Origin of the sequence: Sphingomonas sp. Leaf62, from assembly GCF_001421915.1 — a bacterium.
In the GTDB taxonomy this organism is placed as follows: domain Bacteria; phylum Pseudomonadota; class Alphaproteobacteria; order Sphingomonadales; family Sphingomonadaceae; genus Sphingomonas.
Genome location: NZ_LMLN01000004.1, coordinates 231,785 through 251,403 on the forward strand (window position 1 = coordinate 231,785; position 19,619 = coordinate 251,403).

18 protein-coding genes are annotated in these 19,619 nt (G+C 66.4%); 12 read left to right on the forward strand and 6 right to left on the reverse strand.

The features are described from left to right. Nucleotides 1-23 precede the first annotated feature (23 nt). On the forward strand, nucleotides 24-1,988 hold the full coding sequence (gene ftsH, locus ASE91_RS04160; RefSeq protein WP_056402315.1) for an ATP-dependent zinc metalloprotease FtsH: 1,965 nt from the start codon (nucleotides 24-26) through the stop codon (nucleotides 1,986-1,988). Nucleotides 1,989-2,158: 170 nt separating this feature from the next. Beyond that, nucleotides 2,159-4,096, forward strand: a complete 1,938-nt coding sequence (locus ASE91_RS04165; protein ID WP_056622959.1) for a CocE/NonD family hydrolase — start codon at nucleotides 2,159-2,161, stop codon at nucleotides 4,094-4,096. A 44-nt stretch (nucleotides 4,097-4,140) separates the two neighbouring features. Here the strand turns inward: ASE91_RS04165 and ASE91_RS04170 are convergent, their stop codons facing one another. The 3 genes from ASE91_RS04170 to ASE91_RS04180 form a co-directional block, all read right to left on the reverse strand. Then, a complete protein-coding gene (locus ASE91_RS04170) occupies nucleotides 4,141-5,049 on the reverse strand; it encodes a prephenate/arogenate dehydrogenase family protein (RefSeq protein ID WP_056622962.1) in 909 nt (302 codons plus the stop codon). Continuing rightward, nucleotides 5,049-6,143 (reverse strand): histidinol-phosphate transaminase, encoded by a 1,095-nt coding sequence (gene hisC / locus ASE91_RS04175; RefSeq protein WP_056622965.1) that lies wholly within the window; start codon nucleotides 6,141-6,143, stop codon nucleotides 5,049-5,051. The genes ASE91_RS04170 and hisC overlap by 1 nt, the downstream gene beginning before the upstream one ends. A gap of 256 nt (nucleotides 6,144-6,399) precedes the next feature. Next, the gene (locus ASE91_RS04180; protein ID WP_056622968.1) at nucleotides 6,400-7,239 is read right to left on the reverse strand and encodes a zinc-ribbon domain-containing protein; all 840 of its coding nucleotides are present in this window, start codon (nucleotides 7,237-7,239) and stop codon (nucleotides 6,400-6,402) included. A gap of 189 nt (nucleotides 7,240-7,428) precedes the next feature. Here ASE91_RS04180 and ftsE point away from each other — a divergent pair, with 189 nt between their 5' ends. The 5 genes from ftsE to ASE91_RS04205 all read left to right on the forward strand — a co-directional run bounded on the left by ftsE (nucleotide 7,429) and on the right by ASE91_RS04205 (nucleotide 10,796). Beyond that, a complete protein-coding gene (gene ftsE / locus ASE91_RS04185; protein WP_056622971.1) occupies nucleotides 7,429-8,109 on the forward strand; it encodes a cell division ATP-binding protein FtsE in 681 nt (226 codons plus the stop codon). Further along, on the forward strand, nucleotides 8,106-8,987 hold the full coding sequence (locus ASE91_RS04190) for a cell division protein FtsX (RefSeq protein ID WP_056000938.1): 882 nt from the start codon (nucleotides 8,106-8,108) through the stop codon (nucleotides 8,985-8,987). Before ftsE ends, ASE91_RS04190 begins: the two co-directional genes overlap by 4 nt. Then, nucleotides 8,984-9,523 carry a YdcF family protein gene (locus tag ASE91_RS04195; protein ID WP_056622974.1) on the forward strand — a complete coding sequence of 180 codons (540 nt, stop codon included), beginning with the start codon at nucleotides 8,984-8,986 and terminating at the stop codon, nucleotides 9,521-9,523. Before ASE91_RS04190 ends, ASE91_RS04195 begins: the two co-directional genes overlap by 4 nt. Then, the gene (locus ASE91_RS04200) at nucleotides 9,520-10,215 is read left to right on the forward strand and encodes a lysophospholipid acyltransferase family protein (protein ID WP_056622977.1); all 696 of its coding nucleotides are present in this window, start codon (nucleotides 9,520-9,522) and stop codon (nucleotides 10,213-10,215) included. The genes ASE91_RS04195 and ASE91_RS04200 overlap by 4 nt, the downstream gene beginning before the upstream one ends. Before the next feature lie 206 nt (nucleotides 10,216-10,421). Continuing rightward, entirely contained in the window at nucleotides 10,422-10,796 is a 375-nt protein-coding gene (locus ASE91_RS04205) for a hypothetical protein (RefSeq protein WP_056622980.1), read from the forward strand. Between the two features lie 187 nt (nucleotides 10,797-10,983). On the opposite strand, the gene ASE91_RS04210 is transcribed toward ASE91_RS04205, so the two are convergent. Beyond that, nucleotides 10,984-13,068 carry a malate synthase G gene (locus tag ASE91_RS04210; RefSeq protein ID WP_056622983.1) on the reverse strand — a complete coding sequence of 695 codons (2,085 nt, stop codon included), beginning with the start codon at nucleotides 13,066-13,068 and terminating at the stop codon, nucleotides 10,984-10,986. Between the two features lie 131 nt (nucleotides 13,069-13,199). Between ASE91_RS04210 and ASE91_RS04215 the strand changes: the two genes are divergently transcribed. The 4 genes from ASE91_RS04215 (at nucleotide 13,200) to ASE91_RS04230 (ending at nucleotide 17,098) form a co-directional block, all read left to right on the forward strand. Beyond that, nucleotides 13,200-14,105, forward strand: a complete 906-nt coding sequence (locus tag ASE91_RS04215) for a LysR family transcriptional regulator (protein ID WP_056623051.1) — start codon at nucleotides 13,200-13,202, stop codon at nucleotides 14,103-14,105. 52 nt (nucleotides 14,106-14,157) lie between these two features. Beyond that, nucleotides 14,158-15,216: a 4-hydroxyphenylpyruvate dioxygenase gene (gene hppD / locus ASE91_RS04220; RefSeq protein WP_056622985.1), complete on the forward strand. Its 1,059-nt coding sequence runs from the start codon at nucleotides 14,158-14,160 to the stop codon at nucleotides 15,214-15,216. A gap of 233 nt (nucleotides 15,217-15,449) precedes the next feature. Continuing rightward, nucleotides 15,450-16,742, forward strand: a complete 1,293-nt coding sequence (gene hmgA / locus ASE91_RS04225; RefSeq protein ID WP_056622987.1) for a homogentisate 1,2-dioxygenase — start codon at nucleotides 15,450-15,452, stop codon at nucleotides 16,740-16,742. After that, nucleotides 16,739-17,098 carry a Rieske (2Fe-2S) protein gene (locus ASE91_RS04230; RefSeq protein ID WP_056622988.1) on the forward strand — a complete coding sequence of 120 codons (360 nt, stop codon included), beginning with the start codon at nucleotides 16,739-16,741 and terminating at the stop codon, nucleotides 17,096-17,098. The genes hmgA and ASE91_RS04230 overlap by 4 nt, the downstream gene beginning before the upstream one ends. Here ASE91_RS04230 and ASE91_RS04235 read toward each other — a convergent pair whose 3' ends face one another. Further along, a complete protein-coding gene (locus tag ASE91_RS04235; protein WP_056622992.1) occupies nucleotides 17,099-18,133 on the reverse strand; it encodes a patatin-like phospholipase family protein in 1,035 nt (344 codons plus the stop codon). It lies immediately after the preceding gene. Between the two features lie 369 nt (nucleotides 18,134-18,502). On the opposite strand from ASE91_RS04235, the gene ASE91_RS04240 reads away from it, so the two are divergent. Continuing rightward, nucleotides 18,503-19,120, forward strand: coding sequence for a YbhB/YbcL family Raf kinase inhibitor-like protein (locus ASE91_RS04240; RefSeq protein ID WP_056622995.1), 618 nt, complete (start codon nucleotides 18,503-18,505; stop codon nucleotides 19,118-19,120). A 175-nt stretch (nucleotides 19,121-19,295) separates the two neighbouring features. Here ASE91_RS04240 and ASE91_RS20830 read toward each other — a convergent pair whose 3' ends face one another. After that, entirely contained in the window at nucleotides 19,296-19,424 is a 129-nt protein-coding gene (locus ASE91_RS20830) for a hypothetical protein (RefSeq protein ID WP_268795016.1), read from the reverse strand. Between the last annotated feature and the right edge of the window lie 195 nt (nucleotides 19,425-19,619).

Consider the following 19,619-nt stretch of genomic DNA (forward strand, 5'->3'; position numbering starts at 1 on the left):
TTACTGAGAGGTAACACGTCCGCATGAACGACAACGACAAGCAGAACGGCCCCGACAACAATGGCGGCGGCAATCCGTGGATGAAGAGCCTGTTGATCTGGGTCGGCATCCTCGTATCGCTGGCGATCTTCGTCCAGTTGTTCAACGGTCCCTCGACACAGAATCAGGGACAGGTGATCCCGTATTCGACCTTCCTGAACAAGGTCGACGAAGGGTCGGTCCGCGACGTCAACATCGCGACGACCACCATCACCGGTACCTATACCAATGATGACAAGTTCCGCACCAACGCGCTGAACGATCCCAACCTGATCGAACGGCTGCGCGCGAAGAACGTCGTCATGAACGCGCGCCCCGACGAAGGGCCGAATATCTGGCTGGTCATGCTGTACCAGTCGCTGCCGTTCCTGCTGTTCCTCGGCATCGCCTTCTTCGTCCTGCGCCAGATGCAGAAGGGCGGCGGCGGTGGCGGCGCGATGGGCTTCGGCAAGTCGCGCGCCCGGATGCTGACGCAGAAGGAAGGCAAGGTAACCTTCGACGATGTCGCCGGCATCGACGAAGCGCGCGCCGAGCTGACCGAGATCGTCGACTTCCTCAAGGACCCGACCAAGTTTGCGCGGTTGGGCGGCAAGATTCCCAAGGGCGCATTGCTGGTCGGTTCGCCCGGTACCGGCAAGACCCTGCTCGCCCGCGCCATCGCGGGGGAAGCGGGCGTGCCGTTCTTCACCATTTCGGGTTCGGACTTCGTCGAAATGTTCGTCGGCGTTGGTGCCAGCCGCGTGCGCGACATGTTCGAACAGGCCAAGAAATCGGCCCCGTGCATCGTCTTCATCGACGAAATCGACGCGGTCGGCCGTCATCGCGGTGCCGGTCTCGGCAACGGCAATGACGAGCGCGAACAAACGCTGAACCAGCTGCTGGTCGAAATGGACGGGTTCGAGGCGAACGAGGGGATCATCATCGTCGCCGCGACCAACCGTCCCGACGTGCTCGACCCCGCGCTGCTGCGTCCGGGCCGCTTCGATCGTCAGGTCGTCGTGCCCCGCCCCGATATCGAGGGCCGGATCAAGATCCTTCAGGTCCATATGAAGAAGGTGCCGCTGGCGCCCGACGTCGATCCGCGCGTCATCGCGCGCGGCACGCCGGGCTTCTCGGGTGCCGATCTCGCCAACCTCGTCAACGAAGCGGCGCTGACCGCAGCGCGCAAGGGCAAGCGCCTCGTCGCGAACCAGGAGTTCGAGGAAGCGAAGGACAAGGTCATGATGGGTGCCGAACGGCGCTCGATGGTGATGACCGACGATGAAAAGCGGATGACCGCCTATCACGAGGCTGGCCATGCCATCGTCTCGCTCCACGAACCGGCATCGGACCCGATCCACAAGGCCACGATCATCCCGCGCGGTCGTGCGCTGGGCATGGTGATGCGCCTGCCGGAACGCGATTCGTACAGCTACCACCGCGACAAGATGTACGCGAACCTGTCGGTCGCCATGGGTGGCCGCATCGCCGAGGAAATCATCTTCGGCTATGACAAGGTGTCGTCGGGCGCATCGGGCGACATTCAGCAGGCGACTTCGCTCGCCCGCGACATGGTCACCCGCTGGGGCATGTCCGATGCGGTGGGTCCGGTCGAATATGGCGAACCGCAGGGCGAAAGCTTTCTCGGCTATTCGTCGTCGGCCCCGGCGCGGATGTCGAACAAGACCGCCGAGCTGATCGACAGCGAGATCAAGCGCATCGTCGAAGGCGGTCTGGACCGCGCCCGCAAGCTGCTGACCGACCATGTCGATCAGCTGCATCTGCTGGCCGGCGCGCTGCTCGAATTCGAAACTCTGTCGGGTGACGAGATCAAGCGCCTGATCGCGGGCGAGGATATCGGCCGCGACGAAGGGACGCCGTCCACCCCGTTGGCCGCCGGCGGCACCTCGATCCCCAAGACCCGCCGCCCCCGCGGACCCTTCGGATCGCCGACCCCGCAGGGCGCATAACGCGATCGCGTGTCAACTTACGCGGCGGCGTCGCCCCTGAACCGGGGGCGGCGCCGCTGCCGTTTGCTGCGCAGTGCGTGGCAACTTCGTAACCTTGGAAACAGTTCGTAATTGACTTCGCGTCACCACCACCGGACGATGAAACATCATCTCCCGTGGAGCCCGTATCGATGCGTATCCGCCCGCTGCTTCTCGCCTGCACCCTCGCCCTCGGCGCGTCGTCGCTCGCGGCGCAGACCGCCGCCCCCGGCCCCGACATCTGGCCGGCCAAGGGGGACATTCCGGCGAACTTCGTGCCGCCGACCGACAAATACGACTATGTGAAGCGCGAAGTGATGGTCCCGATGCGCGACGGGGTGAAGCTGCACACGGTCATCATGATCCCGAAGGGCGCGGTGAACGCCCCGATCCTGCTGACCCGCACCCCCTATAACGCGTCGGGCCGCGTCGCCCGCGCCGACAGCACCAGCTATGTCGCGACGCTGCCGCAGGGCGACGAGGTCTTTACCCGCGCCGGCTATATCCGCGTGTTTCAGGACATTCGCGGCAAATACGGGTCGGACGGCGATTATGTCGTCACCCGCCCGGTACGCGGCCCGCTCAACCCGACCGACGTCGATCATGTCACCGACGCCTATGACACGATCGACTGGCTGGTGAACAAGGCGAACCTGCCCGAAAGCAACGGCCGCGTCGGTATGCTCGGCTCGTCCTACGAAGGCTTCACCGTCGTCATGGCGCTGCTCGCCCCCCATCCCGCGCTGAAGGTCGCAGCACCCGAAAGCCCGATGATCGACGGCTGGATGGGCGACGACTGGTTCCATTACGGCGCGTTCCGCCTCGCCAATATCGGCTGGATCGGCAGCCAGACCGGCTACAAGGGTGCCGGCGCCGCCCCGCCGTCGACCACCTACGACGATTACGACCAGTTCCGGAACGTCGGCTCGGCGAACGACTGGGCCAAGGCGTCGGGCTATGCCCAGCTCCCCTTCTGGCAGCGCTTCGTCGCGCACCCGTCCTACGACGCCTATTGGCAGGGGCAGGCGCTCGACAAGCTGCTCGCCGCCAACCCCTCCAACGTTCCGACCATGTGGGAACAGGGGCTGTGGGATCAGGAGGATATGTACGGCGCGATCACCGCATGGGAGGCGCTGAAGGCGAAGGGCAAGGGCGGCAACAACTTCCTCGTCATGGGGCCATGGCGCCACAGCGGCGCCAACTACGACGGCTCGACGCTGGGCGACCTGAAGTTCAACGGCGATACCGCGCTGCAATGGCGCGAAAAGTATCTGTTCCCGTTCTTCGACCAGTATCTGCGCGACGGCCGCCCCGCCTTCACCCCGCCGCAGGCGCTGATCTACAATACCGGTGAGAACCACTGGGACGAACTGCCGGGCTGGCCGCTCGCCTGCGAGAAGGGCTGCGCCGCGCCGCTCAAGCCCATCTATCTGGGCGAGGATGGCGACCTCGGCTTCGCACCTGCCAAGCCCGGCGGCGACAGCTATGTCTCCGACCCCGCGAAGCCGGTTCCGCACCTGTCGCGCCCGGTCAATTTCGACGATGGCCGGTGGAAGGCGTGGCTGGTCAGCGACCAGCGCCATGCCGATGGCCGCACCGACGTCATGACCTACCAGACCCCGGTCCTGACCCAGCCGGTCAAGGTATCGGGCGCGCCGATCGCCGACATCTTTGCGAAAACGACCGGCACCGACGGCGATTTCGTGGTGAAGGTCATCGACGTCTATCCCGACGTGGTGCCCGGCGAACCGGCGATGGGCGGGTATCAGCTACCGATCAGCCTCGATATCTTCCGCGGCCGCTATCGCAACGACTTCGCCAAGCCCTCGGCGATCCCGGCGAACCGGACACAGCGCTATCGCTTCCGCCTGCCGACGGTGAACCATGTGTTCCAGCCGGGCCACCGCATCATGGTGCAGGTGCAATCGTCGCTGTTCCCGCTCTACGACCGCAACCCGCAAACCTATGTCCCGAACATCTTCACCGCCCCCAAGGACGCGTACAAGAAGGCGACGGTAACGATCGAACGCGGCGGCAGCAGCCCCAGCGCGGTGTGGCTGCCAGTGGTGCCAATGGCGCTGACGAAGTAACCCCGCGCCCCGTCATCCCGGCACCGGCCGGGATGACGGGGGGATTACCCGTGATCGCGCCCGAAATCCTCGCGGGCGTCATCCTGCCCCTGCTCGACGATCGACCGCCGGATCGCGCGGGTCCGGGTGAACAGGTCGAACAGCTCGTCGCCCTTGTCCCACCGAATCGCCCGTTGCAGCGCCGACAGGTCCTCCGAAAAGCGCTGGAGCATCGCCAGCACCGCGTCCTTGTTGGCAAGGAACACGTCGCGCCACATCGTCGGGTCCGACGCGGCGATGCGGGTGAAGTCGCGGAACCCACCCGCCGAATATTTGATGACCTCGCTCTGCGTCACCGTTTCGAGGTCGGACGCGGTGCCGACGATGGTATAGGCGATCAGGTGCGGCAAATGGCTGGTTACCGCCAGCACCAGATCGTGATGCGCCGCGTCCATCGTGTCGATCTCGGCACCCAGCCGCCGCCAGAACTCGGCGACCCGCTCGACCGCTATCGGATCGGCATCGGCCGCCGGGGTCAGGATGCACCACCGCCCCCGGAACAGCGTCGCGAAGCCCGCATCCGGCCCGCTGCGCTCGGTCCCCGCCACCGGATGCGCCGGGACGACGGTAACGCCCGGCAACACCTCGGCAAAGGCGGCGGCGACCCCCGCCTTGCTCGATCCGACATCGCTGACGACCGCGCCCGAGGGCAGGTCGTCGGCGATCTCGGCGGCGACCGCACCGATTGCCCCCACCGGCACGCACAGGATCACCAGATCGGCATCGATCACCGCCGCCCCGGCATGATCGGTGCAGTCGTCGACGATCCCCAACGCACGCACCTGCTCGCGCGCCTCGGCCGAAGCATCGTGCCCGGTCAGCCGCACCGTCGGCATCTCCGCGCGCACCGCCCGCGCGATCGACGATCCGATCAGCCCCAGCCCGATGATGGCGACGCGGGAAAAGGGCAGCATCAGCCGCCCACGATCTCGCGCAGGGCGGCGGCGACACCGCGCACCTCCGCCTCGGTCCCGATCGAAATGCGCAGGCCATTGGCCAGCCCCTGTCCGGGCAGCCAGCGGACGATGAAGCCCCGGTCCATCAACGCCTGATACGCATCGCCCGCGCCGACCGGCCCGTCGAACAACACCAGCACGAAATTGGCCTTGGACGGCACCGCGCGCAGGCCCGCATTGCCCATCGCCGCGATCTCGCCCTCGAACCACGTCCGCCACTGGCGGTTATGTTCGCGGCTCGCCTCGACGAACCCCTTGTCGCGGATCGCCGCGATCGCCGCCTGCTGCCCGGCAGTGGTCACGTTGAACGGCGCGCGGATGCGGTGCATCGCATCGATCGCCTCCGCCGAACCATAGCCCCATCCGATCCGTTCGGCGGCAAGGCCGTGGATCTTCGAAAAGGTCCGCGTGACCAGCACGTTCGGCTGCGTCCTCGCCAGTTCCAGCCCGTGATCGTCCTCGGCCGCGTCGAGATATTCGGCATAGGCCTGATCGAGGACCAGCAGCACGTCGGACGGCAGGTCCGCATGCAGCCGGGCGATTTCCGACCGGGGGCAGAAGGTGCCGGTCGGGTTGTTGGGATTGGCCACGAACACCACGCGGGTCCGATCGGTCACGCAGGCGAGGATCGCGTCGACGTCCGTTGCATGGTCCTTGTCGGGTGCGATTACCGGCGTCGCGCCGACCCGCCGCGCCGCGATCTCATAGACCGCAAAGCCGTATCGGACGAAAATCACCTCGTCGCCCTGACCCGCATAGGCCCCGGCCGCCAGATGCAGCACTTCGTCCGACCCGGTGCCATAGATGATCCGGGCCGGGTCCAGCCCGTGCGCCTGCCCGATCGCCGCGCGCAGATCGGCCGCCCCGGCGTCGGGATAGCGTTCGAGGCTGCGGTCGGCGGTGGCAAAGGCCGCGCGGGCATGGGGGGAGGTGCCGAGCGGGTTTTCGTTCGACGACAATTTCGCCACCTGCCGCCCGTCGTCGGTCTTCGACCGGCCGGGAACATAGGGAGCGATGTCGAGAATCCAGGGCTTGGGAGCAGGCGCGTTCATGGTGCGGCACTGGCAAATGCCGCCGCCGAACGCAAGGCATCGGTCATGGGTGGCGGGCGGTCTTGGAGTCCGTTTGAAAAATGCGGTGGCGCATTTTTGCGGTACCGGCCCGCTCCCCCTCCCGGCCACCCATTAAAATACCGTGTGGGTGGCCGGGAGGGGGAACGGGCCGGTACCGCCTGCGAAACTCGCTCTACCGCGAGTTTTCAAACAGCCTCTTGCCTACTCACCACGACCCCGCCGCTCGACTTGCTGCCTACAGTCCCGACGCGAAGCTCAGTTCGAGTTCCTTCGCATTGGCCGGGACATCCAGCGCCGCGCTGTTGAAACTCAGGCTGCCGCTCGGTCCGATCGCCCGCGTCTGCGGCTTGATCGTCCAGCTATAAACGCTGCGATCCTGATCGTCCTTCAGCACCGCACGAATATCGGGGATCCGCTGGCGGCTGCCGGTTTCGTTGATGATCTTGCCCGAGACCGCGAACAATTCGTTGCCGCTCGACAACAGCCGCCGTTCGGGGGTGTTGATGGCGAATTTCAGCGCCGCATCGGCATTGGTCGCGATCGGCAGACCCAGTTGTTCGGCGATGCCCGGCGTGCCCGTATACAGGATCGCCCCCGTCGCGGCGAGCATCGCGACGCCCGCGGCCACCGCGATCGCGGTGCGACGGCGCGCGGGATTGCGGCGCGGTACGAAGGGCGGCTGATGGGCAAAGGCGCTGACCGTCTCGCCACGCTCGGCCCGTTCGGCATCGGGGTCGATATACCGCCGCGCCGGTTCGGCGGTGCGCGCCCGCAACGGCCGCGCCACATCGGCGGCATAGGCGGCTTCGGCGAAGACCGGTGCCGCCGGAGCATAGTCGACGGCCGGAGCGGAACGCGGCATGTCGGGCACGGCATCGGCGACCACCGGTTGCGGCACGCGCACCGGCTCGGCCGGCGGCGGCGTCTCGCGCGGACCATGACCCAGATCGACCATCGCCGGCGGCTGGAACCAGCTATGCCGGCATCCCGCGCAACGAACCGTGCGCCCCGCAGGTCCGATCGCCGAATCGGCGACCAGATAGCGCATATGGCATTGCGTACATTCGAGGATCATTACGTCCCCTGCCCCCTGCATGAGCCGCGCCGCGCCACCGCTGATGCGGGGCGAACCGGGCGCGCCTTGAAATCAAGCGCTGAATCTACGTCCCCGACGCCATCCGGGCAAGGCGCGATGTTGCCCGGCTTGAGACAAACGCCCCCATGTGCGATTGGCAGGGACGACCGGCGGAATCCAAGGGCGCACGTGGCCAGTATCGTTCAGTTCGAGAATGTCGGCCTTCGCTATGGTCACGGGCCGGAAACGCTGAGCGATCTCAGCTTTACGCTCCGTGAAGGCACGTTCCATTTCCTGCTTGGCGCATCGGGCGCGGGCAAGACCTCGTTGTTGCGCCTGCTCTATCTGGCGCAGCGGCCGAGCCGCGGCGTGATCCGGCTGTTCGGCGAGGATATGGTGTTGTCGCCGCGCGAACGGCTGCCCGGGTTCCGGCGGCGGATCGGGGTGGTGTTTCAGGATTTCCGGCTGGTCCCGCATCTCTCCGCCCGCGACAATATCGCGCTCCCCTTGCGCGTCGCAGGCATGCCCGAGGACGAACTGGCCGGGCCGGTTGCCGAGATGCTGGCATGGGTCGGGCTGACCGATCGTGCCGATGCCCGTCCGCCGACGCTGTCGGGCGGGGAGCAGCAGCGCGTCGCGATCGCCCGTGCAGTCATCACCCGCCCCGAAATCCTCGTCGCCGACGAACCGACCGGCAACGTCGATCCGATCATGGCCGAACGCCTGCTGAAGCTGTTCGCGTCGCTCAACCGGCTGGGTACCACCGTCGTCATGGCGACCCACGACCATCACCTGCTCCATCGCGTCCCCGATGCGCTGGTGATGCAGCTGGATGCCGGGCGGCTGCTCGCCGCGACGGACGCGGCATGATCGGGCGCGCGGCCGTGCAACCGCTGCTCGACGACCGACAGGGGCGACGGGCGATGGTGTGGATCATGGCGATCATGATCTTCCTGACGACGCTCAGCGCCGCGCTCGGCCTGTCGACGCAGGGTGCGGGGCGCGCGCTCGACCGGCAACTCGCCGCGCGGGTGACGGTCCAGGTGATCGAGGGCGACGCCGCCCGCCGCGACGCGGTCACCGCCGCGCTGCTCGGCCGGTTGCGCCGTTCCGCCGACGTCGCCCGCGCGAACGAGGTCGACCGCGCCCGTCTCGCCGAACTGCTCGAACCGTGGCTGGGCGAGGCGGGGCTCGACGCCGACCTGCCGATGCCGGCGATGGTCGATGTCGACCTGCGCAGCGGCGACGACGCCACCGTCGCCCGGGTCGATGCGCTGGCGAAGGCGGTCGGCGACGGCATCCGCGTCGATCGTCATGCAACGTGGCTGGCCCCGGTCCGCGCCTTCGTGGCGGCACTCGGCTGGACCGCGCTCGGGCTGGTGATGGTGATGGCGAGCGCCACGGCGGCGGTCGTCCTGCTGGTGGCCCGTGCAGGGCTTGATACCCATCGCGGAACGATCGACATCCTGCATATGCTGGGTTCGACCGACCTTCAGATCGCCCGCCTGTTCCAGCGGCGCATCGGGCAGGATACGCTGACCGGCGGGCTGATCGGCGCGCTGGCCGGCGGGCTGCTGGTGGCGTTGCTGGGACAGCGGATGGCGACGCTCGACTCTCAGCTGGCCGACGGCGTTTCGCTGCTGCCGCTCGACTGGTTGGTCATCGCCGTCCTGCCGGTCGCCTTCACCCTGCTCGCGATGTTCGCCGCGCGGATCGCGGTGCTGCGGCGGCTGGCGCGGGTGTTATGATGGGACGGCTCTTCTCGGTCGCGCTGCTGCTTTATGCGCTCGGCTTCGCGCTGTTCGCGGTGACGCTGCCACAGCCCGGCCCCCTGCAACAACGGACCGACGGCGTCGTCGTCCCTACCGGTGGCCCCGGTCGCATCGATCGCGGGCTGGCAGTGCTGGCATCGGGTCAGGCGCGGCGGATGCTCATCACCGGCGTCGACCCCGATGTCCGCCCCCGCGAACTGGCCGCGGCGATCGATGCGCCGCGTGCGCTGTTCCGCTGCTGCGTCGATCTGGGCAAGGAAGCGGTCGACACCCGCTCCAATGCCGACGAAACCGCCTTATGGGTCCGCCGCAACCGCTATCGCTCGATCCGGCTGGTGACGTCGAACTGGCATATGGCGCGCGCGACGATGGAGCTGCGCCACGCGCTGGGCAATTCGGTCGAGATCGTGCGCGATCCGGTGACCGGCCATCCGGGCTTCGCGCTGCTGTTCGGCGAATATAACAAATATCTGGTGCGGGGCGTGGTGATGCGGCTGGGAATCGATCTGTGATCGCGTGGATTCGCACGTGGGTGTTCCGCATCCTGTTCTACGCCGCGTCGGGGCCGATCGTCCTGAGCGCGCCGGTCTCGGCATGGTTCGGGCAGCGGGCAATGCACGTCCACGCCCATGTCTGGATCGCCACCCACCGCTTCCTCGCCCGCTGGATATTGGGCGTGCGCGTCCGGGTGGAGGGGAAGCGACCGCCCGGCACCTATCTGTTCGCGGTCAAGCATCAGGCGATGTTCGAAACGCTGGAAATGGCGCAGCGGATCGACGGCCCGCTGATCGTGATGAAGCGCGAGCTGATCGACATGCCCTTCTGGGGCCGCACCGCCCGTGCCTATGGTGCGATCGGCGTCGACCGCGATGCGTCGTCCAAGGCGCTGCGCCAGATGCTGAAGGAAGCCGCCGTCGCACGGAAGCAGAACCGCTCGGTCCTGATCTTTCCCGAAGGCACGCGGGTCCCCGTCGGCGAAGCCCCGCCGCTCCGCTCGGGGTTCGCCGGGCTGTACAAGGCGCTCAACATGGCCGTCGTCCCGGTCGCGCTCGACAGCGGCCACTGCATGCGACGCCCCGGCCCCAACCGGCCGGGCATCATCACCATCCGCTTCCTCGATCCGATCCCCCCCGGCCTGCCGCGCGAGGAGATCGAGGCGCGGGTCCATGCCGCGATCAATGCGCTGGAGCCTGCGGCGGGATGAGCATTCTTTAGTAGGAAACGTACTGGCCGCTCATGAAGCGGTGGACGCGGTAAGCGTATGTCTGCCTAAGTACCAAGGCGAAACAATCGAACGATTGTCGGTCAGCCTAAAAGCTTTGTCGAACGCCTGATGCGACCTGCAACTGCCCAGGCTAGCTCGTCCCCTTTTCAACCAAACTTTAACCGAGCATACTGTATGAAACGCGAATGTCTGCCAAGTTCGCCTTCACGGTCGATCCTGTTCGTAGCTTCGTACGGATTGTGATGGGCGGCTTCTTCTCGGAAGCCGACATCGTGCGCTTCTCGCACGCGCAGGACGAAGCTTATCTTATGCTGAAATGCGCACTAAACCAGCATGTAACAATGGTCGACATGCGAACCATGCAAATCCAAGCTCAAGAATGCGTGGCGGCATTCGAATCCCGTATGAAAAATCCAAAGGTCGCGTCCCGGAAGATTGCGTTCGTTGTTTCAAAGTCGCTTGCACGGATGCAGATTAAGCGAGCGACACATGGACTGAATGCGCAGCTGTTCTTGTGCCGAAATGAGGCAGAAGCATGGCTCCTGCAAAGCTCGGATTAGAACCGTGTTTGTCGGGTAGCCTGGTCTCGGGTGATAGTACGTTATAAGAGGACTGGACATTCGTTGTTCCACTCAGCGAACTGTTCGCTTCTGGGATCGGCATTGAACTAGCCGAACGTCCTCAGTTGGGCATGAGCGGATGTCCGTCCTCATCTCCGGGGCCATTTAACGGCATCCCAATTACCCCTTACCCCGCCGCCTTCGCCACCTTCCGATACGCATGCAACAACGGCTCGGTATACCCGTTCGGCTGGGCCAGTCCCTCGAACACCAGCGCCCGCGCCGCCGCCAGCGCGACGCCGCCTGCCAACGGCTGGTATGCCGGATCGCCCGCATTCTGCGCGTCGACCTTGAGTGCCATCCGGTCGAACGCCGCATCGACCTCCGCCGCCGAACACACTTCGTGCAGCAGCCAGTTGGCGATATGCTGCGACGAAATGCGCAGCGTCGCGCGGTCCTCCATTATGCCGACGTCATGGATATCGGGCACTTTCGAACAGCCAATCCCCTGATCGATCCAGCGTACGACATAGCCGAGGATCCCCTGCGCATTATTGTCGAGCTCCCGCGCAACCTCTTGCGGCTGCCAGTTCCGCCCGACGGCGAGCGGCAGCGTCAGCAACCGCGTCAGCGGCGCGACCGGTTCGGCTGCCCGTGCCGCCTGTCGCTGCGCAACATCGACCGTATGATAATGCAGCACGTGCAGCGTTGCGGCGGTCGGCGACGGCACCCACGCGGTGCTGGCCCCGCTCATCGGATGCGCGATCTTCTGGTGCAGCATGTCCGCCATCCGGTCGGGCGCGGCCCACATGCCCTTGCCGATCTGCGCCCGCCCGCCAAGGCCGCAGGCAAGCCCGATCTGGACGTTGCGATTCTCATAGGCGGCGATCCAGTCGGCCCCCTTCATCTCGCCCTTCGGGATCATCGGCCCGGCATGCATCGCGCTGTGCAGTTCGTCGCCGGTGCGGTCGAGGAAACCGGTATTGATGAACACGATCCTGTGGCGAACGGCATGGATGCACGCCGCCAGATTGGCGGAGGTGCGCCGTTCCTCGTCCATCACCCCGACCTTGATCGTATGGCGTGGCAGCGTCAGCAGGTCCTCGACCGCGTCGAACAGCCGATCGGTGAACGCGACCTCCTCCGGTCCGTGCTGCTTGGGTTTGACGATATAGATCGATCCGGCCCGGCTATTGGCGCGCGCACCGTTCAAATCGTGCAGCGCGATCAGGCTGGTGACGATCGCATCGAGGATGCCTTCGGGGGCCTCGCTGCCATCGGCCAGTAGCAGCGCGGGCGTCGTCATCAGATGCCCGACATTGCGCACGAACAGCAGCGACCGTCCCGGCAGGACCATTTCGCCGCCATCGCTGTCGACATAGCGGCGATCGGCGGCAAGGGTGCGGGTGACCGTCCGTCCGCCCTTTGCAAAGCTGGCCGACAGATCGCCCCGCATCAGCCCCAGCCAATTGGCATAGGCCGCGACCTTGTCCCCGGCATCGACCGCCGCGATCGAATCCTCCAGATCGCAGATCGTGGTCAGCGCCGATTCGAGCAGGATGTCGGCCAGTCCCGCCGGATCGGTGCGCGCGATCGCATGGTCGCGATCGATGACCAGTTCGATGTGCAGCCCGTGATGGCGCAGCAGCAGATTATCACCCGCCCGCCCGACCAGTTGCCCGGGGTCGGCCAGTCGCGGCGCGTCGCCGGTCCAGTCGCGCCAGCTCGACCCGGCCAGCGGCACCGTCTCGTCCAGAAACGCCTTCGCGCGGTCGATCACCGCCTGCCCGCGCGCCGCATCATAGCCGCCCGGTGCCGGCGTGCCGACGATCGCATCGGTACCGTACAACGCATCGTAGAGGCTGCCCCAGCGCGCATTGGCAGCGTTCAGCAGGAATCGCGCGTTCAGGATCGGCACGACCAGCTGCGGCCCGGCCAGCGTCGCGATCTCCGCGTCGACGCCGGTCGGATCGACCTCGAACGGCGCAGGCTCGTCCAGCAGATAGCCGATCGAGCGCAGGAACGCCGCCTGTTCGGCCGGATCGATCGCTTGGCCCGCGCGCTCGACGAACCATGCATCCAGCTGCACCTGCAACGCATCGCGCCGGGCAAGCAGCGCGCGATTTTCGGGGGCGAAGCGCGCAAGGATCGCGGCCGATCCTGCCCAGAAGGAGTCGACCGGGATGCCGGTGCCGGGCAACGCCCGTGCTTCGATAAACTCGGCCAGTTCGGCGGCGACCGACAGTCCGGCACGATCGACATAGGCTTGCATCACGGCATCCTCCCCGCACGTCGTCCCGGCGAATCCCGGACAGACGGTTGTTGTACGACGAAGCGCTACCACCTCGCCTTTCGCATCGGTAGCGGTCATAATCACAGGACAGTCATTCCATGGAGGAACGAATGACCCTCGATCCCGACCATGCGCTGTTCGTCGCGATCCTCGACAGCGGCAGTATCGCCGCGACGGCACGGGCCAGCGGCCTGTCGCCGGCGATGGTCTCGAAACGGCTGGCCCGGCTGGAGGCGCGGCTCGGGGTACGGTTGATCGAACGAACGACCCGGCGGCTGCACCCGACCCCGATCGGTACGCAACTCCATGCCGACCTGACGCAGATTCTTGCCGCGCTGGCCGCGGCGGAGGCGCGCGTGACCGGTGCCGCTGCGGCCCCTGCCGGGCCGCTTCGCATCGCCGCGCCTACCTCGTTCGCACGGCTGCATATCGCGCCCCATCTCGGCGACTTCCTCCGCCTGTATCCGGCGGTCGCCTTCGAACTCACGCTGTCGGACGGCTATGTCGATCTTGCCGCCGAACGGATCGACTGTGCGATCCGCATCACCGCCGACCCGCCTGCCGGCTATGTCGCGCGGCGGCTGGCGGGCAACCGGCGGGTGGTGTGCGCCAGTCCCGCCTATCTGGCCGCGCACGGCGTGCCGACCAGCCCCGCCGCGCTCGCCGGCCATCGCCTGCTCGCGGCGGAGGGGCAGTTGCCGTGGACGCTGCTGCGACCGGCCCGGCGCGCCGTGGTCGAGGGTGCGTCGCACGTCCGCACCAATTCGAGCGAGATCGTCCGCGAACTGGCGCTGGCCGGGGTCGGTATCGCACTGCGATCGCTATGGGATGTCGGAACGGCGCTGGCCACTGGCCGGCTGGTCCGCGTCTTGCCCGAATGGGAGGGCGCGCATGACCTTGCCATATACGCGCTGCACGCCGGCCAGCCGCGCCCGGCGGTCACCGCCTTCGTCGATTTCCTCGCCGATCGCCTGTCGCCGCCGCCATGGGAGCCGCTTGACACATCGGTCGGTTAGGATCAGTTTCGTATCAATTGATACGAAATAGGAGGATGCTGCCGTGGAGCATATGGACGTCAACCCGATGGGTCTCAACGGTTTCGAATTCTGCGAATTCACCGCCCCCGATCTCGACCGCATGGCCGCACAGCTCGAACAATTCGGCTTCGTCGCCGCGTCGAAGCACCGGACCCGCGACGTCGTCCGCTACAAGCAGGGCCGGATCAACCTGCTGCTCAACCGTCATCCGAATGGCCATGCTGCGGAATTTGCTGCGCAGCATGGGCCGTCGGCATCGGGCATGGCGTTCCGCGTTGCCGATGCGAAAGCGGCGTTCGAAGCCGCCGTGGCGCGCGGTGCGACACCCGCCGACCCGGCGCGTGGCGTACTTGGCGAAGGGTATGCGTTGCAGGGCATCGGCGGATCGATGCTGTATCTGGTCGACCGGCATGGTGCGGCCGGATCGCTGTATGACGACTGGGACGCGATTCCCGGCGCTGCCGAGGCGGAAGCCGCGAACAACGTCGGCCTCGACCTGCTCGATCACCTGACCCACAATGTGAAGCGCGGGCAGATGCGGACCTGGTCGACCTTCTACAACCAGATTTTCGGATTCGAAGAACAGAAATATTTCGATATCAAGGGCAAGGCGACCGGCCTGTTCAGCCAGGCGATGATCGCCCCGGACAAGGCGATCCGCATCCCGCTGAACGAAAGCCAGGACGACAAGAGCCAGATCGAGGAATTCATCCGCGACTATAATGGTGAGGGTATCCAGCACCTTGCCTTCACGACCGACGACATCTTCGAGACCGTCGAAAAACTGCGTGCGCGCGGCGTGAAGTTGCAGGACACGATCGAGACCTATTACGAACTGGTCGACAAGCGCGTGCCCGGCCATGGCGAGGACCTCGAACGCCTGCGCCGCAACCGCATCCTGATCGACGGCAATGTCGGCGAAGAAGGGTTGCTGTTGCAGATCTTCACCGAACCGATGTTCGGGCCGATCTTCTTCGAAATCATCCAGCGCAAGGGCAATGAAGGCTTCGGCAACGGCAATTTTCAGGCGTTGTACGAAAGCATCGAACTGGATCAGATCCGGCGCGGGGTAATTACGGTCGACGCCTAAGCGTCGAGCGGATGCCGGGACAAAGGTCCCGGCCCCGCGCCGGCCAGCGCGACGGAGCCGGGCCACAAGGCGCGGCTTCGCCGCGACTGACGGCCCGGCGGGCACCAAGCGCAAGCCGTCATCCCGGCGCAGGCCGGGATCCATGGTAACGACCGGCATCGGCAGGGCCGTACCGTCGCCTGTCCATGGATTCCGGCCTACGCCGGAATGACCAAGTAAATAGGGAGAGGATCATGTCGGGCTCCGCTTACCACCCCGGTTTCGCCAACCACATCGCCACCGAAGCCGTCGCGCATGCGCTACCGGTCGGCCGCAACAGCCCGCAGCATGTCCCGTTCGGGCTCTATGCCGAACAACTCTCCGGCACCGCCTTCACCGCGCCGCGCAGCGAGAACCGCCGGTCCTGGCTCTACCGCCTGCGCCCGACCGCCAATCATGGCGCGTTCGTGCCGTACACCGGCGCAACGACCGTTGAAACCGCGCCGATCGCCGGTCCGCCGCCCAGCCCGAACCGCCTGCGCTGGGACCCGCTGCCCTTGCCGACCGAACCGACCGACTGGGTCGACGGCCTCGTCACCTATGGCGCGACCGGCGACGTCGCGGCGCAGAGCGGCGTCGGCATCCACCTCTATGCCGCGAACCAGGACATGGCGCGCGCCTTCTTCTCGGCCGATGGCGAGCTGCTGATCGTGCCGCAGCAGGGACGGCTGGCGATCGACACCGAACTCGGCCGGATCGACATCGCCCCGCTCCAGATCGCGCTGATCCCGCGCGGCGTCCGCTTCCGCGTGTCGCTGCCCGATGGTGCCGCGCGCGGCTATGTCTGCGAGAATTACGGCAGCCTGTTCCGCCTGCCCGACCTCGGGCCGATCGGCGCCAACGGCCTCGCCAACCCCCGCGATTTCGAGACGCCATCGGCATGGTATGAGGATCGCGACACCCCCTGCGACGTGATCCAGAAGTTTCAGGGCGGGCTATGGACCACCACGCTCGACCATAGCCCGTTCGACGTGGTCGCATGGCACGGCAATCTCGCGCCCTGCCGCTATGACCTGACGGGCTTCAACACGATCAATACCGTCAGTTTCGACCATCCCGACCCGTCGATCTTCACCGTGCTGACCGCGCCCAGCGACACGCCCGGCACCGCCAATTGCGACTTCGTGATCTTTCCGCCGCGCTGGATGGTCGCCGAAGACACGTTCCGCCCGCCATGGTTCCACCGCAACGTGATGAGCGAGTTCATGGGCCTCATCACCGGTTCCTATGATGCGAAGGAGGGCGGCTTCGCCCCCGGTGGCGCGTCGCTGCACAACCAGATGAACGGCCACGGCCCCGATCAGGCCAGCTATGACAAGGCCGTCGCCGCCGATCTGAAGCCGCACAGGATCGCTGACACGATGGCGTTCATGTTCGAAACCCGCCACGTCGTGAAGCCGAGCCGCTGGGCGATGGCATCGTCGACCATGCAGCTTGACTATGACGAGGTATGGACCGGTTTCGCCAAGGCGCGCCTGCCCGGATGAGCGACGCCCGCGTCTTCGCGACCCCAGCTGGCGTCACGCTCGGCCCCCTGACCGACATCGCCGAAGGTCGCGCGCGCAATTATGTGCTGCAACTGCGCGCCGGACGGTTCCACGGCTTCGTCGTCCGGCGCGGCGATACGGTGGTCGGCTATGTCGACCGCTGCCCGCATATGGGCCTGCCGCTCGCGCAGACGCTCGACGCCTATCTGACGCCCGATGGCAGCGCGATCACCTGTAGCTGGCACGCCGCGCTGTTCGCGATCGACGACGGCACCTGCCTTGGCGGTCCCTGCCCCGGCCAATCGCTGACGCCGTGGCCGGTGGACGTACGGGACGGCGCGATCGTCACCGCCTGATCAGGCCGCCACCGCCTCGGGCAATTCGGTCAGCGTCGATCCCTGCCCCAGTCGCGCGCCATGCTCGGCCAGCCACGCATCCGCCGTCGCCCGCCCCAGTTGGCGCAGCGCCTCCAGCTGCGACCGGCGCGTGTCGCTCTTGCCGGTCGGCCCCCGCTCGGACAGCGTCGGCGCGGCCTCCATCAGGTGCAGGTTGGTCCGCGCCAATGCCGTGAAATTATCGTCGATCGGCGGCGCGCGCCGCGCGATCGCCTGCACCTCGGTCAGCGCCTTCAGGTCGCGCAGCAGACATGCGTTGAACCCGATATCGCTCATCCGACCCATCACCTCGACCAGCGTGTCGGACGTTTCGCCGGTGGCGAACGGCGTGATCTGCACGATCAGCATGTCGGTCTGGCCATGCCCCCCGAAAATCAGCGGCTCCAGCGCCGGATTGGCCGAAAAGCCGCCATCCCAATACGGTTCGCCATCGATCGTCACCGGCCCGAACAGCTCGGGCAAGCAGGCCGACGCCATCAGTGCATCGAGCGTGATCTCGTCATTCTGGAACAGCCGCGCCGCCCCGGTCGCAACCCGCGTGGCGGCGATCGACAACGGGATCGCGCCGGGCGACGTCAGCAGCGACAGGTCGAGACTGTCGCCAACCACCCGCCGCAGCGCCCGCATGTCGCGCAGTCCCGGCGACAGCGGCGCGATATAGCGGCTGATCAGCTTTCCGAACTCCAGCGACCGGCGCAACAATGGCTCGAACGCCGGCAGCATCCAGAAGTCGGTATCGAACGCCTGCAACGGCGAGTTGCGCGAAACGCTCTCCCACAACCGCGCCAAGGCGTCTTTCGCTCCCTGTCGCCCGCCGCTGGCGAAGCCGGTGACCAGCGCCGCACCGTTCAGCGCCCCGGCCGACGCTCCGCTCACCGCGACGATTGGCCAGTCCTCCTCCAGCAGCCGGTCGAGCACGCCCCAGCCATAGGCACCATGCGCGCCGCCCCCTTGCAGCGCGAGCGCCAGACGTGGCGGTTGGACGGGTACGGTCATGACGGTCTCCGGACAATCGATTCATGCTGCAACGCAGCAATGCCGGATCGTATCCGGTCGACCGGTCGTCGACGATCATACCCCGTCTCACCCCGACACAGGCAACCTCTGCGAACGTATAGAATCCTGTCTCCGGCCCTACTCCCGCGCAGGCGGGGGGCCGGGGTTCCAGGCGCAAGCAGTTGTTCTGCCCGGCTCTGGACCCCCGCCTGAGCAGGGGTACGGCGAGTTTTTGGCGAAGCTTGCGACGTTCGCAGAGGTCGCACACAGCGGACGTGGATACATTCGAACGAGGATTTCTGACGATCCCGTGGACCTTGCCGTCGGTCTCGCCGGTTATCGGCGGACCATCGCGACGAAAGGACCATCATGCTCGAACATGTTCCGGGGTGGCTGGGCGCCTTGCTGCACAATGTCCGCGCGGGCGCGTCGAAGCTGACGATCGTCGATCCGGCGCTGGGCAGCTTCGCCAGCCTCGACCTTGCCAGCCTCGCCTTTGCCGACGGACAGCGCCTGCCGGAACGCTTCACCGCCGATGGCGAAGGCGTCTCGCCGCCGCTGCACTGGCGCGGCATTCCTCCGGAAGCGACGTCGCTGGCGCTGATCGTCGAGGACCCCGACGCCCCCTCGACCCAGCCGCTGGTCCACGCGATCCTGTGGGGCATCCCCGCTGCCGACGGCCAGGTCGCCGAAGGTGCGATCCGCCCCGATGGCGACGGCGATGCGCTCCATGGCGATGTCGGTCGCAACAGCTATCTACGCGAAGGCTGGCTGCCGCCCGATCCACCGACCGGGCACGGCGAACATCGCTACGCCTTCCAATTGTTCGCGCTGAAGGACGCGCCGCAGCTCGACCCCAATCCCGGCCGCAGCGCGGTGGTCGAGGCAATGGCCGGGCGGGTGCTGGCGGCGGGGCTGCTCACCGGGGTCTATTCTCGTGAAGAACCGGCCGAAGTCGGCCCGGTCGGCGCAACGGCACCAGCCTGAAGCTCCTCCCCGGCACGGGGGACTGTTTAAATGAGGTGCTTTTTGGATTCTCTTCTGTTCGTGTAATTTGGGACAGGGAGGATGGGATGCGGTGTCCAGAGTGTGATGGGACGGACCTGATCAAGCGGGGACGCAAGTCGGGCCATTAGCGCTACGCGTGCCGGACCTGCGGTCGCTACTGCACCGACAGCCAGCCCAGGTTCAGTGCCGAGACGAAAGCCCTGGCGATCGAGATGTACATGAACAGAATGGGCATCCGGGCGATCGGCCGGGCGATCGGTGCATCGTCGGCGGGGGGCCTCAAGTGGATCTGTAAGGAGCATGCGGGGGCCTGTCAGGAGTTTCGTGTGCGGGCGGGCATAACGGGAAAGAAGGAGCCCCGATATGTCTCGACGCAAAGAGCCTGCGATACCGAATGATCTTCTGGATCAGCTGTTGGCCGGGGACGACGGCGCCGGCAATTCGCGCAACGGCTACGGTCGGAAGACGATCACGACTG